This window comes from Alteromonas sp. MTD1, assembly GCF_042848195.1.
Taxonomy (GTDB): Bacteria; Pseudomonadota; Gammaproteobacteria; order Enterobacterales; family Alteromonadaceae; genus Alteromonas.
In genome coordinates, this window is the sequence record NZ_BTGG01000002.1 from 42,000 (window position 1) to 57,669 (window position 15,670).

At 44.9% G+C, this 15,670-nt stretch carries 13 protein-coding genes; 5 read left to right on the top strand and 8 right to left on the bottom strand.

From position 1 onward, the window contains the following. Positions 1-79 precede the first annotated feature (79 nt). A complete protein-coding gene (pdeM, locus tag ACGHAV_RS02825) occupies positions 80-787 on the bottom strand; it encodes a ligase-associated DNA damage response endonuclease PdeM (protein ID WP_390376164.1) in 708 nt (235 codons plus the stop codon). Between the two features lie 46 nt (positions 788-833). Beyond that, positions 834-3,332, bottom strand: a complete 2,499-nt coding sequence (locus tag ACGHAV_RS02830; RefSeq protein ID WP_390376167.1) for a ligase-associated DNA damage response DEXH box helicase — start codon at positions 3,330-3,332, stop codon at positions 834-836. Between the two features lie 128 nt (positions 3,333-3,460). Between ACGHAV_RS02830 and ACGHAV_RS02835 the strand changes: the two genes are divergently transcribed. The 3 genes from ACGHAV_RS02835 (at position 3,461) to yeiP (ending at position 6,778) form a co-directional block, all read left to right on the top strand. Further along, the gene (locus ACGHAV_RS02835; protein ID WP_390376170.1) at positions 3,461-4,477 is read left to right on the top strand and encodes a ligase-associated DNA damage response exonuclease; all 1,017 of its coding nucleotides are present in this window, start codon (positions 3,461-3,463) and stop codon (positions 4,475-4,477) included. Further along, a complete protein-coding gene (locus tag ACGHAV_RS02840; RefSeq protein WP_390376173.1) occupies positions 4,477-6,093 on the top strand; it encodes a cisplatin damage response ATP-dependent DNA ligase in 1,617 nt (538 codons plus the stop codon). The genes ACGHAV_RS02835 and ACGHAV_RS02840 overlap by 1 nt, the downstream gene beginning before the upstream one ends. A gap of 109 nt (positions 6,094-6,202) precedes the next feature. Continuing rightward, a complete protein-coding gene (yeiP, locus tag ACGHAV_RS02845) occupies positions 6,203-6,778 on the top strand; it encodes an elongation factor P-like protein YeiP (protein ID WP_390376176.1) in 576 nt (191 codons plus the stop codon). Between the two features lie 56 nt (positions 6,779-6,834). Here yeiP and ACGHAV_RS02850 read toward each other — a convergent pair whose 3' ends face one another. After that, complete coding sequence (locus tag ACGHAV_RS02850) at positions 6,835-7,800, bottom strand: carbohydrate kinase (protein ID WP_390376179.1); 966 nt, start codon at positions 7,798-7,800, stop codon at positions 6,835-6,837. Positions 7,801-8,002: 202 nt separating this feature from the next. Here ACGHAV_RS02850 and ACGHAV_RS02855 point away from each other — a divergent pair, with 202 nt between their 5' ends. Then, positions 8,003-9,217, top strand: a complete 1,215-nt coding sequence (locus ACGHAV_RS02855) for an ROK family transcriptional regulator (RefSeq protein WP_390376182.1) — start codon at positions 8,003-8,005, stop codon at positions 9,215-9,217. Between the two features lie 20 nt (positions 9,218-9,237). Beyond that, positions 9,238-10,143 carry a homocysteine S-methyltransferase family protein gene (locus ACGHAV_RS02860; protein ID WP_390376185.1) on the top strand — a complete coding sequence of 302 codons (906 nt, stop codon included), beginning with the start codon at positions 9,238-9,240 and terminating at the stop codon, positions 10,141-10,143. Between the two features lie 71 nt (positions 10,144-10,214). Here the strand turns inward: ACGHAV_RS02860 and ACGHAV_RS02865 are convergent, their stop codons facing one another. The 5 genes from ACGHAV_RS02865 to ACGHAV_RS02885 form a co-directional block, all read right to left on the bottom strand. Further along, complete coding sequence (locus ACGHAV_RS02865) at positions 10,215-12,185, bottom strand: prolyl oligopeptidase family serine peptidase (RefSeq protein WP_390376188.1); 1,971 nt, start codon at positions 12,183-12,185, stop codon at positions 10,215-10,217. A 158-nt stretch (positions 12,186-12,343) separates the two neighbouring features. Beyond that, complete coding sequence (locus tag ACGHAV_RS02870; protein ID WP_390376191.1) at positions 12,344-13,003, bottom strand: glutathione S-transferase family protein; 660 nt, start codon at positions 13,001-13,003, stop codon at positions 12,344-12,346. Beyond that, entirely contained in the window at positions 13,003-13,611 is a 609-nt protein-coding gene (locus ACGHAV_RS02875) for a glutathione S-transferase family protein (RefSeq protein WP_390376194.1), read from the bottom strand. Before ACGHAV_RS02875 ends, ACGHAV_RS02870 begins: the two co-directional genes overlap by 1 nt. A 141-nt stretch (positions 13,612-13,752) precedes the next feature. Next, positions 13,753-14,670 carry a lipase secretion chaperone gene (locus tag ACGHAV_RS02880; protein WP_390376196.1) on the bottom strand — a complete coding sequence of 306 codons (918 nt, stop codon included), beginning with the start codon at positions 14,668-14,670 and terminating at the stop codon, positions 13,753-13,755. A gap of 32 nt (positions 14,671-14,702) precedes the next feature. Then, positions 14,703-15,641, bottom strand: a complete 939-nt coding sequence (locus ACGHAV_RS02885) for an esterase/lipase family protein (protein WP_390376199.1) — start codon at positions 15,639-15,641, stop codon at positions 14,703-14,705. Positions 15,642-15,670 lie beyond the last annotated feature (29 nt).

Sequence of the window (15,670 nt, forward strand, 5' to 3'; positions counted from 1 at the left end):
CGCAGCGGCGTAAATATTCTTAATAGTAGATTTACGAATAGTAGATGCTCTTAGTAACCGCTGCCTTGTAGCCAACCCACTATTTCACCTTAAAAATAATGCTATCGCACAGCATAAAAGCATCACGTTTTGACGGTGAAATAAGGGCTTTTAACACGTCATCATCAATATCCAGGCCGCCGGTGAACTGCCCAAAAGCGGGCATAATAAAAAGGCTTTCGTTGTTTACAAAACACTTCCCAGAAAACCGGCGTCGTTTGATAGCGGTGCGCATTTTAGGATGAAAGTGACCAATCACTTGCGCTTTAGAATCAGCTACTTCTGGCTCGTGCCGAAAAACCATGTTGTCTAACACAATCTCAAAACACGATGTGCCAGGTATGCCTTCGGGTAAATCAGGGTCGTGGTTGCCTTCAACCCACACCCATTCGTTAACACGATTTATCAAATCACATAAGTAAGTACGGTCATGCTCTGTCATTCTCGACATGCTGTGTTTATCGTGAAAACTGTCACCTAAACTGATGACGCGGGTAGGGTTATAGTCGTCAATAATGTGTGATAAACGCTGTAATGTGGCGGTAGAATCTAAACTTGGTAAAGGGTTACCATAGCTTCGCAGAAAGCTGCCTTTTTCTAAGTGTAGGTCCGACACCACCAGCCAGTCACAGGCTGGCAAATACACTACACCTCGAGCGTCGAGCACCCATAGATAATCTGCGAATTTGGTAATGCTCAGTTGCCTACGCCCTAACTGCTGAGTAAGCCATGTGTCACTTATAGCCAAAACTTATTCCGTTTTTCCAATGCCGGGCATGGTTATGCGCTTGTCTTCATTTGCTGTCATGAGAATTGTCACCACCACTCTCATCACGGTTGCCCGACAACAATGCCCTTACTTCATCTAACATGCTTTCGGCTTCCGCATACAAGTTTGCCTGTTCGATAATAGCTTGTGCGCCCGCTCCTTTTACTTGTTCGCTGCGCACATCTAACACGATGGGAATAGCCATGGGTGAAGGCTTCTCTAAATTCACCAACATTGCGCTATCAACGTAGCGTATTAATAAGTTTGCCAAGCGTTTTAAGTCAAGCAGTTCACGTTCAGCATCCGCTCTGGCCACCTTCAACAAAATATGGTCAGGATCATGCTCGCGCAACGTGTCGTAGATTAAATCGGTGGAAAACGTTACCTGCTTCATGGTTTTTTGGCTTGCATGATAACGCTGTTCCGTTAAACCACTTACCACTGCCACCTGCCTGAATGAGCGTTTTAGCATAGGTGCTTGCAGCATCCAGTCTTCAAGCTCGTCACCCAAAATATCAGGCTGAAATAATCGCTGCAGCTGCTCTTGCGACACGGTATTTACTGACGCTACCGATAAACCATAATCGGTAACGCTAAAGCTTAGTGGCTTGATGCCCATTTTTTCCATACGTCTTGTAAGCAACATGCCCAAGGTTTGGTTGGCTTTACGCCCATCAAAGGTGTAATACAGTGTGTAATACGCCTGCCTAAAAGGGAACTGTTCTACTAATACTCTGCCTGGCTCAGGCAGCGATGAAAACGCTTGCTGCAAGGTCAACCATTCTTGAACTTGACTGGGTAACGAACGCCACGATGAACGCTTTGCTAGTATGTCTCGAACACCGTCAGCTAAATAGGTAGACAATGGCATCTGTCCACCCGCATAGCTGGGTATTTTCGGCTCTTTCGCCTTAGCTGGCTTTGCGTGAAGCTGCATATCTCTGATAGCTTCATATTTGAGCACCTCGCCAGCAAAGTAAAAGGTATCACCCGGCGTTAACTGCTGCGCAAAATACTCTTCTACCTCACCAATAATTTTACCCTGATTACCACGCCTAATACGTTTTACTTTTAACCTACCTGCTTCAACAATGGTGCCTATGTTTTGTCGATGACGCTGAATCACGCGGCGATTGGCGGGAGAGTATGTACCATCGTCATTTTGAGTAAGTCGCTGATATCGTTCATACGCGTTTAACGCGCTACCGCCATCAAGAGTAAACTGCCATAGCTTTTCAAAGTCACTTGGGTCAAGCGCTTGATACGGCGTTGCCTGCAGTATTTGTTGGTAAAGGGTATCGGGCGTATCGGCATTACTGCATAAGCAATTTAGAATGAACTGCGGAATAATATCTAGCGCGCCAGGCTGAGGCGACTCACCGTCTAATTCGCCTTTTTCAATTGCTGTGATAGCCGCCTGACATTCCAAGGCTTCAAATCGATTGGCAGGTATCAAAAGCGCTTCGCTTGGCTCATCCAGTCTATGGTTTGCCCGCCCTATACGTTGTAATAATCGACTAACGCCTTTTGGAGCACCCACTTGTATTACTTTGTCTACATCCCCCCAGTCTATACCTAGCTCTAACGCCGACGTACATACCACAGCCCGCAGCATACCACTTGCCATCATAGCTTCTGTTTTTCTACGCTGCTCTTTACTTAAACTGCCGTGATACAGCGCTACAGGTAAGGCTGCTTTATTTGCCTCCCAAAGCATTTGGAATAGCAGCTCTGACTGGGCGCGAGTATTTACAAACACTAGCGTAGTTTGCGCTTGCTCTATTGCTTGGTAGATGTCGTCGATGGCATATCGCGCCATAAAGCCACCAAAAGGCATACGTGCTTTTGAATGCAACATATCTACCTTTGGCTTTTCACCTGCTTTCACTTTCACAATATGTGCTTCACCGTCGCTTCCCGCTAGCCACGCGCCTAAAGTTTCAGGAAACGCAACGGTAGCCGACAGACCAACTCGCTTTAAGCTAGTTGATAATACGTTTAGCCTCGCTAACGCAAGCGATAGAAAATCACCCCGTTTATTTGCCATCAAACTGTGCGTTTCGTCGATGATCACGCGCTGAAGCTTTCCAAACAGTTTGTCGGCGTCAGCATAGCTCAACATCAGCATGAGCGATTCAGGGGTAGTAAGCAGTATATGTGGTGGCTTCTTTCGCTGACGCTGGCGTTTGTGTGACGGCGTGTCGCCTGTGCGGGTTTCTGCTGTTATCGGCAGCCCCATTTCTTCAATAGGCTGCAATAAATTACGGTGAATATCTTGAGTAAGCGCTTTTAACGGTGAAATGTATAAGGTATGCAGGCCTTTAAATTCTGTGTTACGCAGTGTTTCTTCTAGCTCAACCAAGCTTGGCAGAAACCCAGATAAGGTTTTACCCGCCCCCGTGGGCGCAATTAATAGCGTACAGGCATGTTGGTCTTTCTCTATTAGCATATCGCGCTGGTAATCGCGCAGCTGCCAACCTTTTTGTGCAAACCAATCTGCGAAGACTGAAGGCAGTGGTGTCATTGAATACTCATGCATTTTTTACAGCGTTATACGTTGGAAATAGCGGAAAGTTTATAAACCAGAGTTGGTCGAATTTAAGTATTAAACACGTATTCATTGCATTGTTAAACAAAGGAGCGACATCTGCAGTGCATCCATCTACGTGGTTAAAAATTAATGACATAGGCCTTTATTGTGAACCCGGCAATTTTTATATCGACCCTATGTCAGAAGTGGATGTTGCGTTGGTAACCCATGGTCATGCAGACCACGCGCGCGCTGGTCACAATACGGTTTACGCCAGCCCAGAAACACTGGCTATTATGCAAACCCGTTACGGCGAAGATATGGCGGTGCATCAGCATATTATTTCGCTGGGTGAATCTATTACCTTTAACGATGTTTCAGTTACCTTTTACCCTGCAGGGCATATTTTGGGCTCTACCCAAATTCTTATCGAGTACGGCGGCTACCGCGTTGTGGTATCTGGCGATTATAAGCGACGACACGACCCCACCTGCCCGCCATTTAAAGTGGTACCTTGTGACGTATTAATTACTGAAGCAACCTTTGGTTTGCCTGTATTTACCCACCCACCAATTGAAGATGAAATAGATAAATTACTTCATTCGCTTCGCGTATTTCCTGAGCGCTGCCATTTGGTGGGAGCCTATGCATTGGGTAAGTGTCAGCGCGTGATCATTGCCCTGCGAGATGCGGGCTACACCAAACCCATTTACCTGCATGGCGCTCAATTAAAACTGTGCGAACTGTATCAGCAGTTCGGCATTGATTTGGGAGCGCTTATTCCGGTTTCAGAGGTGTCTGACAAAAAATTATTGGCAGGGGAAATTGTCATTGCACCGCCCTCTGCCCTTGCCGACAGGTGGTCGCGCAGCTTGCCCAATGTGCGCACAGTAATGGCTTCGGGCTGGATGCAAATACGCGCTCGGGCAAAACAACGTAACGCCGAATTACCGCTTATTATATCTGACCACTGTGACTGGCCTGAACTACTTCAAACCATTGAAGAAGTGGCCCCCAAAGAAGTGTGGGTAACACATGGCCGAGAAGACGCATTAATGTATCAAGCACAAAAGATGGGCTTCAAAGCACGAGCGCTCTCCTTGGTAGGCTATGATGAAGACGAGCAAGGGGGAGACTAGTGGAAGCCTTTAGCCACTTACTTGAGCAGCTGTATTTCACATCGGGTACCAAAGCCAAAGCTCAGCTTATCGCCGATTACATTACCAACACGCCAGACCCCGATAGAGGGTGGGCCATTGCGGCAATGGCAGGTACGCTAAAATTCGATTTTTTCAAGCGCAACACGGTGAAAAAGTTGATCACCGAACGCACCGATCCCGAGCTGTTTGCCATGAGCTATGACTACGTAGGCGAAGTCAGCGAAACTGTCGCTCACCTTTGGCCGGACAGTGAGCCTGTAACTGAGTTGCCTTCGTTAAGCAGCATTGTTGATACTTTTTCTACTGTAAGTAAGCAAAAAGTGTCTGAAACACTAGCGAGATACCTCACAATGATGAGCCCTTCGCAACGTTGGGCGCTATTAAAGCTTGGTACACGGGGATTACGAATTGGGGTTTCCGCACGCTCAATAAAGCAAATTTTGGCAGACTTTGGCGGCAAAGATATTAAAGAGATAGAAACGCTGTGGCATGCTGTTGAGCCGCCCTATACCGAACTTCTCCAATGGTTAGAGGGCAAGGCAGACAAACCGGATATTCAAAATGCGGTGACCTTTCACCCTGTTATGCTTTCTCACCCTATTGAAGAAAGTGATATCGATAGCTTTTTGCCCAATACCTGGCAAATAGAAAATAAGTACGACGGCATTCGCGTACAGCTTGCCGTTAATACTGAAAAAGACAAGCCAGAGGCTGCGCTTTATTCACGTACCGGTGATGATATAAGTCACTCTTTCCCCGATTTACTAGAGTCACTTTCAGGTAATATGGTGCTTGATGGCGAACTGTTAGTTATTCATAACGCTAATGCAGCGACTTCAGAATCATTTGCCGAGCCAGAGGTAGACACGTTCAATGCACTGCAGCAGCGATTAAATAAAAAGAAGCCTGCAAAGACACTTATGCAGTCAAATCCGGTAGGGCTAATTGTGTATGATGCGCTAGTGCTAGACGGCGAACCATTAACCGAGCACACGCTGGCAGTGCGACGGGCCAAATTAGAAGACTGGTTTTCAAAGCGCGCAATACCACAACTGTTTCTATCAACCACGTTACAGGCTCATTCCCCCGCTTCACTTCGCAACCTACATAAAACGGTATGTGAAAACCGGGCGGTAGAAGGGCTAATGATAAAGCGCCTCGATAGCACGTATGTGCCCGGTCGCCCCAAAGGCCAGTGGTTTAAATGGAAGCGCGATCCACTAGTGGTAGATGCCGTTATGATGTATGCACAGCGAGGCCACGGCAAACGCTCAAGCTTTTACTCTGATTACACCTTTGGTGCATGGCAAGGAGACCAGCTTCTGCCTATAGGAAAAGCCTACTCGGGATTTACTGATGAAGAGTTAAAAAAGCTGGATAACTGGGTAAGGCGCAATGCAATAGGACGATTTGGGCCTGTGCGTGAGGTCAATAAAGCGCTGGTGCTAGAGGTGGCATTTGATGCCGTGCACCCTTCAAACCGTCACAAGTCCGGGGTTGCCCTTCGTTTTCCGCGTATACATAGAATTCGCTGGGATAAACCTGCTCAAGAGGCCGATACATTGGATAATGTGAAAGCCCTTATCGAAGAATAAGAAACAAAAATAAGTATTCAAAAGCTTCCTAACTGCTCGGAAATCACGGACAATCTTCTAGACTCTAGGCCATTGATGCGCCTGAATTATCAAACAATAGGAATTCGTTATGCCAAAGGCGAGTGAAATTAAAAAGAATAACACCATCGTATTTGACGGTAAGACCTGCATTGTACGCGACATCGAACGCTCTGTGCCCCAAGGCCGAGCTGGTGGCAGTATCTATCGCATGCGTATGTACGACGTAGTAACTGGCGCTAAGTACGATGAAACGTTTAAAGACTCAGACATGCTAGATATGGCAGACCTTACGCGTCGCCCAGCTATGTTCTCATATATCGATGGCGACGAGTACGTATTTATGGATAAGGAAGACTACACCCCTTATCACCTAAACAAAGACAGTATTGAGAATGAAGCGTTATTTATTAACGAAGAAACTGATGGTATCCAAGTTCTCATTGTAAGCGACGCGCCAGTGGCACTTGATCTACCGATGAGCGTAGAGCTTGAAGTTGTAGAGACCGACCCTTCGATTAAGGGCGCCTCGGCTACTTCACGTACCAAACCAGCAACGCTTTCTACTGGTTTAGTCGTTCAAGTTCCCGAGTACATAAGTACAGGGGAATGGATTAAAGTAAACACTGAAGAACGCAAGTTTCAAAGTAGAGCCGACAAGCACTAATTCACTCAATAGCTAGCGCCATACATAGCGGCGCTAGCTATTAGTAGATATGTTGACTACACCAAATTTGCTCTAGTAGGCAGTGCATCAAACGCCCCGTATTGTGTTACTGTGTAAGCACCGCAGCGTATGGCGAACTCTGTCGCTTCAGTAACATTTTCAAAGTCACTCACCCAATCATTAAATTCGTTGGTATTGCTCACTTTTGTGGTGACAAAGTGTAGAAAACCTCCAATAAAAGAATCGCCTGCCGCAGTAGTATCTTTCACATCTGCTTTAGGTGAGGCAAGGCTACCTGTAAAACTACTGGTCACATAATGAACGGGTTCACCACCGTCTGTGATAAGCACCACCTTCACGCCGTTTTCTAACCACTGCTGAACTTTCGTGTCGGCGTGTTGTGCACCATACAAATCAATAAGCTCTTCGCGACTAGCTTTAATGATGCTAACTTGCTTTGCCATATCGTCAATTCGCTCTGGCGCATTGCCTGTATCGTCCCAAAATGCAGGGCGGTAGTTGATGTCTAAACACACCATCATGTCGTTTCGCTGCGCTTTTTTGAGTATATAAGTCGTGCTAGGCAATAATTCAGGGCCTGAAACAGAACCAGAACACAAATGCAGTACGGTGTTGTCGTTGCAAGGAATAGTGGACAAGTCGTTTTCTGTGATGTGCTTGTGAGCAGCGTTATCAATATAAAAATCGAATGAGCGCTCTCCCTTATCGTCCAGGTTAACAAATGCTAGCGCTGTGTTGCCCAAATCGGTTCCCCACACATGATCTGTATTCACTTTATAGTACGTCAGCATGTTTCTTAGAAATTCGCCAAATGTGTCGTTTCCCACCTTTGAAACCATAGCACTTTCACCACCTAGCTTCGCAACAGCTACTGCAACATTGGCTGGTGCACCGCCTGCATAAGGTTGGAAGGGTTTCATGGTAGGCAATTCACCATTTGTATCAGCTACTCCTTGGCTCAGCATGTCTATTAATACTTCACCTAAACACAATACTTTCATACTTGGCTCCTTAACATTTCACTTTGATTGCAACGCAACATCTATTGCAAAGAACAACATATAGCTGTGCAGTATCGTTTATAAAAGCAATTAATTCAATTTAGTTGATTTAATCAAAAAAAGAAAAATTCACTACGCTTCTTTTACCGTAAATATTAACTTTATTTTGGTCGTAAGCTTCATAGCGTAAGCCGCTTTTATTGTGATAACCTCAAGTCATATCAAAAACCATACAACAACTAATTCAAATACCTTGAATAAAGATACTATCTACAACAAATCGAATTCGAACTTACGAGATCCACGCTCTACAAACGAGCGCATTGTGCTGTCGCTGATGAGGCAACATGGCGCCTTGTCTAAATCTGATATTGCGAAGCACACGGGGCTTTCAGCGCAATCGGCTAGCGTAATAATAAAAAAGCTTAAAGAAGACGGTTTGGTTAGCGCAATGGCAACTAAGCAAGGCGCTAAAGGGCAACCTAAAACGCCTTTTACCTTAAATGAAGATGGCGCCTTTGCTGTTGGACTTAAAGTAGGTAGGCGTAGTTATGATATGACGCTACTTGATATAAAAGGGCAAGTACGAGCCACTATCCACGAAAAAATTGACTTTCCCTCAGTAGACACGTTTCTGCACTTTGTGACACGGGCATTTGTTGTAGCAACGAATAAAGTGGGTCAGAAGCTGGTCAGCCGTATTCAAGGCATTGGCGTTGCCATGCCGTCTCATATTTGGCAATGGGCTGATGAAATTGATGCGCCAGCAGATGCGCTTGCCTCTTGGGAGCATTTTGATATTGAAAGGGTTTTATCTACTCAGTTCTCTCTTCCCGTTTTTGTGCTTAATGATGGTGCCGCAGCATGCGACGCAGAGCTACATTTTGGTAACAAAGCACAATACAACAGTTTCTTGTACATTTTTGTGGGCACTTTCTTAGGCGGTGGCGTAGTACTTAATAATACGCTTATTACTGGAAAATCGGGAAATGCTGGTGCGATTGGTTCACTCCCTTTCGTTAACATCGGGAATGACGCGCAGCTGATCTCTGGCGCATCGCTTTACGTGTTAGCCAACATGCTAAAAGAGAGTGGAGATAATGCAGAACACATTTTTGAGAACACAAGTAATTGGTCGTGTAACGAAGATGTGCTAACTAACTGGTGCTTAAAGGCCAGTGAGGGTATCGCATTTGCAGCGCATTGCGCGATGAGTTTACTGGATGTGGAAGGCATTATTATTGATGGAGCAATGCCCGCAGCAGTAAAATCACGCATAGTCGAAGCAACGCAAAAAGCCCTGCTTCAGCAGGATACGCGGGGGCTTATTCACGCGGAGCTAGCGTTCGGTAAAGTGGGCCCCAAAGCCCAATCGATTGGCAGTGCGCATCTTCCGCTAAGCGCGAATTATTTTTAATTAAAGCTGAGGTACGGGCAATGAAGTCGCTACATTTTCAACTTCTAGACGGTGGCATGGGGCGTGAACTACAGCGCATTGGCGCACCTTTTGAACAGCCTCAGTGGTCTGCGCTTGCACTCATAGAAGCGCCTAGCTATATAAAACAAGTTCATCAGCATTTTATTGCCGCTGGGGCAGATATATTGACTACGAATACCTATGCACTGGTGCCTTATCATATCTCTGAACCCGTGTTTTCAGAACGTGCTCTTGAGCTTGCAAACGCTGCGGCGCGCATCGCGCGAGAATGTGCTGAAGAGGCCAACAGCAAAACTTCGACGAAAAACGAAATACGAGTAGCAGGCTGTATTCCACCTGCATTTGGTTCATATCGCCCGGACTTATTTGATGCCGAACAGCTAGCGCGTATCCTTTCGCCCTTAATCATCGCGCAAGAAAACTACATCGACTTATGGCTTGTAGAAACCGTTAGCTCCATTGAAGAGGCGAACTGCGTTATTGAACTCATAAAAGCTAAGTCGACCAAGCCTATTTGGCTTTCCTACTCATTACAGAACCGACATGACTTTGCAGCTCCCGTAACACTGCGTTCCGGTGAGTTGCTTACCGATGCATTAGCCATAGTAAATCAGCTAGATGCCTTACTTTTTAACTGCTCGCAGCCTGAGGAAATGGAAGATGCCATTCGTCTTGCACACCAGCACAATGCATCGCTTACGCTAGGCGCTTATGCTAATAGTTTTTCTGAGGTTAAGAGGGAACATGATGCTAATGCCATGCTCTCTACCCTGCGTAAAGATGTCTCACCTGATAAGTATCGTTCGTTCGCCGAACGCTGGGTTGACGTTGGGGCTTCTGTCATCGGCGGCTGCTGTGGTATTGGGCCTGAGCATATTGCTGAGCTCAATAAGCTAAGAAGATGAAAACGCCTCGAAAAGAGGTTATGAGAAAGGGTTAGAAAGAAAGGCGCTAGTTGCGCCTTTCTTTTTCAATTTTAAATATTCTCACCTAAGAAGTCGAGCAAGCCCTGATACAATTCAGCACGGTTTTCTTCATCGTAAACACCGTGTCCCGCCTGTCTATACTGCAAGTATACTGGTGCTTTACCTGCCGCTGTCAGCCTGTCTGCCAATGCTTCTGAGTTGATCTCTGGCACACGTTTGTCTTTCGAGCCATGAATTAACATCACATTAGCCTTAATCTTATTAACATGATTGATAGGAGAGTAGTCGCGAAGCTGAGCCTCGTCATCGCCTAAAACCCTTTTTAAGTAAGACTTACCGCCCCAAATAGAGGGAATATCACTTTCGGTGAACATATAGGTTAAATCATAGATCCCTACATACCCAACGGTGCACTTATACATATCGGGTTCACGTACAACAGTCATGAGTGCAGCGTAGCCGCCGTAGCTTGCTCCATAGGCACACACTTTGTCACCATCAACATAACCTTTGTCGATAGTCCAGCGCGTAGCAGCGTTGATGTCGTCAATCATTTTGCCACCCCACTCGCGGTAGCCCTTTCGAATGAACTTACTGCCATAGCCGTCGCTGCCTCTGAAGTTAACCTGCAGCACAGCATAGCCACGACTCGCTAATAACTGTGTTTCACTGTTGTAACGCCAAAAGTCACGTGTTCCTGGCTGGTGAGGGCCACCATGAATCATTACTACAAGCGGCGGCTTTTCCTGCTTTTCAGCAAACTTTGGTAAGGTAAGGTAACCATTAATTGTTAACCCATCGTCAGTTTCAAAGCTTATTGGCTTCATTGATGATAGCGTTCTCGGATCTATCCAACTACTATTTGCCCAAATAAACTCAGCACTTAGGGTATCTCTGTCAAACAGATAGTACTCCCCAGGATTAACATCGCTGCTTACATGAACTAACAGTGTTTTACCATCTTGAGTACGACTTGGAATCCGCACGGTTTGATTGCCGAATGCATCAACCAGCATTTTATGAATTTGTGCAGTGCGTGAATCACCTTTCGCATACACATATTCACTTTTTCCAGGATAAGTGATGCCTACCGCAGGCATGCTGTTTTTATCAAATATTGAAAATTCTACGTCCGTACTATGGTCTTCATATACTTTTTCGTATTCACCGGTCTCTAGTGATAACTTGAATAGGGTTGCAATGCGATCTTCACCTGTTCTGCCCGATAAATACACATGTTTAGCATCTTCACTAACACCAAGCGGAACGTAGGTGTCATCAAAATCAAAGGTATTTTTGAAGCTTTGCCATGGCGAATCCATGTTTTCACGGTAGGCAGCGTAAAATTTATCGTTTTCATCACGCCAGCCCATAAAGTTCACATCACCAAACTTGTTTGCCAACGCGTAACTATGCGCGTGTGGTAGGGTTTCTAGCTTCTTCTTTCTACCGTTATAGATATTGAGCTTGCTGATAATGGGTTTCTTATTACGGTTGTCGTAATACGTCATAGCGATAAGTTGCCAAGGATATTCAATTATCAGAATATGATCATCGTCACCTTCAAGATAGCTTAATACCTCTTGCGTAGCGTACGTATTATCTTTATTTGAAATACGGCTACCCAGCTGCGCATCGCTAGCTCTAAAACCATAAATAAGTTCACGCTTGCTTCCGTCAACATTCATCGCAAATAACTCACCCGTTGGAACTGGTGAGTCAAGCTGGCTGAACTTTTCAGCGTATTCAAATATTAAACGTTCGTTGTTCACCCAATTCACTGTGTGCACAATATCGTTATTGGGCGGGCGAATACCGCTGACTGCTTTCATGGTTTTCGTTTCTAGAATCGCCAACACTATGCGGTTATCAGTTCTAACGCGAGCAGCAATATGTTTACCATCAGGAGATAGCTTTAGGTCTAGATAATCGCCGTGCTTGGTAAAGTATTCCAAGGGCAAAGTAGTAGATGAGGCACTAGCGCTTAAAAAGGCAAGCGCAATAAACGCAATCCATTTCATGTGAATCCCTGTTATTTTTATTAGTTCTAATTATCAGAACAGGAAAATACCGAATTTATCGCTGCTATTCAAATAGCCAAAAGGTTGAAAATAAAAAAGCCTCTAAACAAGAGGCAAGTTGGAATGACATAAAAGGTGTTTTTCAGTTGGACGAAAATCTAGCGCGTAACTACGTTTTTCGCTCCTTTAATCAGCGCTTCTTTGTCTATTTTATTGGGTACTTCTACACCTCGGCGCGCTGCTGGTCGAGCTTCTATACTGTTTTTCCAACGTATTAAATTATCTAAACCATCAATACTTACACCTGACCATTCGTAAGTCCTCACCCAGCACCAATTTGCCATATCAGCAATGCTATATTCGCCAGCCAAGTATTCATTCTCTGTAAGCTGCATGTCTAGTACCGTAAATAAGCGTCTCGCCTCATTTTGATAGCGGTCGATAGCAACAGGAATTTTTTCTTCCAAATAACGATAGAATACATTGGCCTGTCCCATCATGGGTCCAACGCCCCCCATTTGAAACATGAGCCACTGAATAACTTGGCTTTTTTGTTTTGGTGAAGAAGGTAAAAACTTACCTGTCTTTTCTGCCAAATAAATCATGATGGCGCCAGATTCAAATACTACATGACCATCGGCTTCTCGGTCGACGATAACAGGAATACGCCCGTTGGGGTTCATCGCTAAAAAAGACGGTGTTTTCTGTTCGCCTTTCATTAAGTTTACGCTGTGCGCCGTATAGTCTAGCCCCATTTCTTCTAATGCTACCGACGCTTTCCATCCGTTAGGCGTAGCTGCTGTATATAAATCTATCATTAGGCCTTTGCACTCGCTCTGTTGCTCACACTGTCATACCAGCGTTTTAGGTTTACGTGTTTATCGCCTACGCGAATGTTTACTACTCGTGCAAAATCTATTGCACATAACGCCGTTATATCTGCAATTGAAAAGTTATCACCCGCTATATATGGCTTCACCTCGAGCCTGCGTTCCAAAATATTGAGGTACTTTGCTGCATTAATGCCGGCTTCTTTACCGTATTCAGGCACGGGAACCATGCGGTCTTTAAAGTAACCTGTGGTGTGCTGAAAGCACATACCAATTTGCATCATAAAAGCGAACTCAACCTGTCGTTGCCACATCGATATTGTGGCTTTCTCTATAGGTGTAGTCCCCATGAGTGAAGGTTCAGGATGAAGTGCTTCGAAATATGTGCAGATAGCATCTGTCTCTGCAATACAGGTTCCGTCTTCAAGCTCTAAAATAGGAATTTTACCTAACGGATTTTTAGCGCGCATTTCAGCCGTTAAGTTTTCGCCTTTCTGAATATCAACTTGAACATAGTCGACATCAATGCCTTTTTCAGCCAGAAACATGCGAACCCTGCGCGGATTAGGAGCAGTTTTTGTTTCGTATATTTTCATTTTTACTCTCGCCAGATCCATACCGTATGTAGCTAGAGTAGTAACACACTGAACATCATTCAAATCACTCTACATAACGGTATGACTATTCAGTAATTTTATGGTTATACCTGTGAGTTCAATCAAATCTTCAGATGAACGTTAGCGAGTTAAAACACGCAACCGCTTTAATTCATTGGCTGAAAAATTTTCCTTTTCATAGCGGCTAACTGCTTCTAGAAGCTCAGCGCCTTCACCAATCTCTTTTGTGAGTTGTTGCTTGAATTTCTGATATGCCTTAACGCGAGAATCCCAATCCTCTTGTGCTTGCCACGTTTGTATTAAGCGGTCTGCTACATCATTACCAAATTGAGCAGCTACAGCATTATAGCGAGATGATAGATCGGGATATTTTTCTTTTATTTTTTTAAGTTCATACATATCTACTGTGGGTTTAAAGGCCTGGCGCTCATTTTCTGATGCATGCTTCAGCGAGTCCATAATTAGGCCTTTTCGTTGTTCACGTGAGAGAGATTTCTCTTTTGAAATTTGCAGTCTTTTTAAAGCTGCTCTATCAATAGAAGCGTCTTCACTGAACAAATAATGATATTCTTCAGCCGTAAAATACCTGTGTCTAAGGTCATCTCTAAAATCCAATTTATACGACACATCCGATAATTCGTGAGAGGTTAAGTCTACGTTAACATCTTCGGTAGAAAGCGCGATTTTATAGTCTATATACCGACTAAATAATGCTATTGCATAATCGACAGATGATTGATTAAAACGACTGCTTGCTTGTTCGCTGTATTTAATGACGACCGTGCTTGCTTCTTCTCCCTCGTGCTCCAAGATAAATCTGTCAAATTCATCTTTAAGACCGAAGTGTAGCTTGAAGTCAATTAACGATGCGCTCTTTGTTGAAGGAGAAGACAATAGAGATAGTGAGATGTCTCCGGTGTTGTTATCTATAGTCGCAACGATGTCGCTCTCATAATTGTACGCCAAGTCGTTGGAGTCAGTAGCAAAGTTTGAGTCTCGGCCACTTTCATCAAGGAATAAATATAATAACAGGGCCAAAGGCCCTGCTATCAAAATCAAATACTTCTTCACTACAGGCCGTGTCTTTTGAGTCTTTGTGCATGATTCAAAAACACAGCTACAGGGCTTGTTTCAAACCAGCTAGTGATACCAAGCGTTTGGTTCACCTCGTCCATATGATTCATTCGGTAGTTGTCTTTAAGCACTTGCCCTAAGTGTGAACTACATGAAGCCACCAACCCGTCGTTTGGCTCACCGTACTCTAAACCTGTGATTGTCAGCGGACCATCTACAGGATCGAGGATATTAGTTAGTGTTACTCCACCGCTCCAAGAGAAGTACACTACGCCATTTTCAGCATACTTTTTACCGTCGTTACGGCAATATGCAGACGGTACCCCTTCTGGGTATTTCTCGTTGAACTCAATTGACCCTTCGGTCGTAAGCGAATTTAACGCTGCAAGTGAGTCAGTGGGCTTGTCTCTTGGATCTGAACCAGATGCTAGTTCAATAAGCTCTGCGAACGCGTTAACCGCTAACCCTGCAGCTCCCTCGCCTATACTGCCTTCTGTTAACGTTTCTCGAAGTTGGTCTGCCGTTTTACTTCCCCAATTTACCCCGCCAACAGACGTAACCGAAGCCACTTTTTCAGGCGCAACACTAGCTACATAGCGCGACGTTGGGCTGCCATGACTGTGCCCGATCAGGTTTACCTTTTGTGCGCCAGTGATTGCGAGGACTTCATTCACATAGGTTAGAAGTTGCTCGCCGCGAACCTCTGAAGAATTAGCGGGAGAAACTTCGGCGACGAAGACGGTTGCACCATTACGCGTTAGACGTTGTGGAATTTTATAAAAATAGTCAGCGCCTAGGATATCTTCGTATCCGAATAAACCATGTACTAGAACTATTGGATATTTTGTTTTTGCAAACGTACCAGCACTAACGCCCCCGGATAGAAGCGTTGCGACTAGTAAAGCGGCGGTTAGAGCGCTTTTGATTATTTTCATCGGTATGTCTCACGGTAGTTACGCGGAAC

Coding starts and splice junctions, on each gene's coding strand:
- ACGHAV_RS02830 (WP_390376167.1), bottom strand. CDS start 3,332: ATGACACCACTGCCTTCAGTCTTCGCAGATTGGTTTGCACAAAAAGGT.
- yeiP (WP_390376176.1), top strand. CDS start 6,203: ATGCCAAAGGCGAGTGAAATTAAAAAGAATAACACCATCGTATTTGAC.
- ACGHAV_RS02850 (WP_390376179.1), bottom strand. CDS start 7,800: ATGAAAGTATTGTGTTTAGGTGAAGTATTAATAGACATGCTGAGCCAA.
- ACGHAV_RS02860 (WP_390376185.1), top strand. CDS start 9,238: ATGAAGTCGCTACATTTTCAACTTCTAGACGGTGGCATGGGGCGTGAA.
- ACGHAV_RS02865 (WP_390376188.1), bottom strand. CDS start 12,185: ATGAAATGGATTGCGTTTATTGCGCTTGCCTTTTTAAGCGCTAGTGCC.
- ACGHAV_RS02870 (WP_390376191.1), bottom strand. CDS start 13,003: ATGATAGATTTATATACAGCAGCTACGCCTAACGGATGGAAAGCGTCG.
- ACGHAV_RS02875 (WP_390376194.1), bottom strand. CDS start 13,611: ATGAAAATATACGAAACAAAAACTGCTCCTAATCCGCGCAGGGTTCGC.
- ACGHAV_RS02885 (WP_390376199.1), bottom strand. CDS start 15,641: ATGAAAATAATCAAAAGCGCTCTAACCGCCGCTTTACTAGTCGCAACG.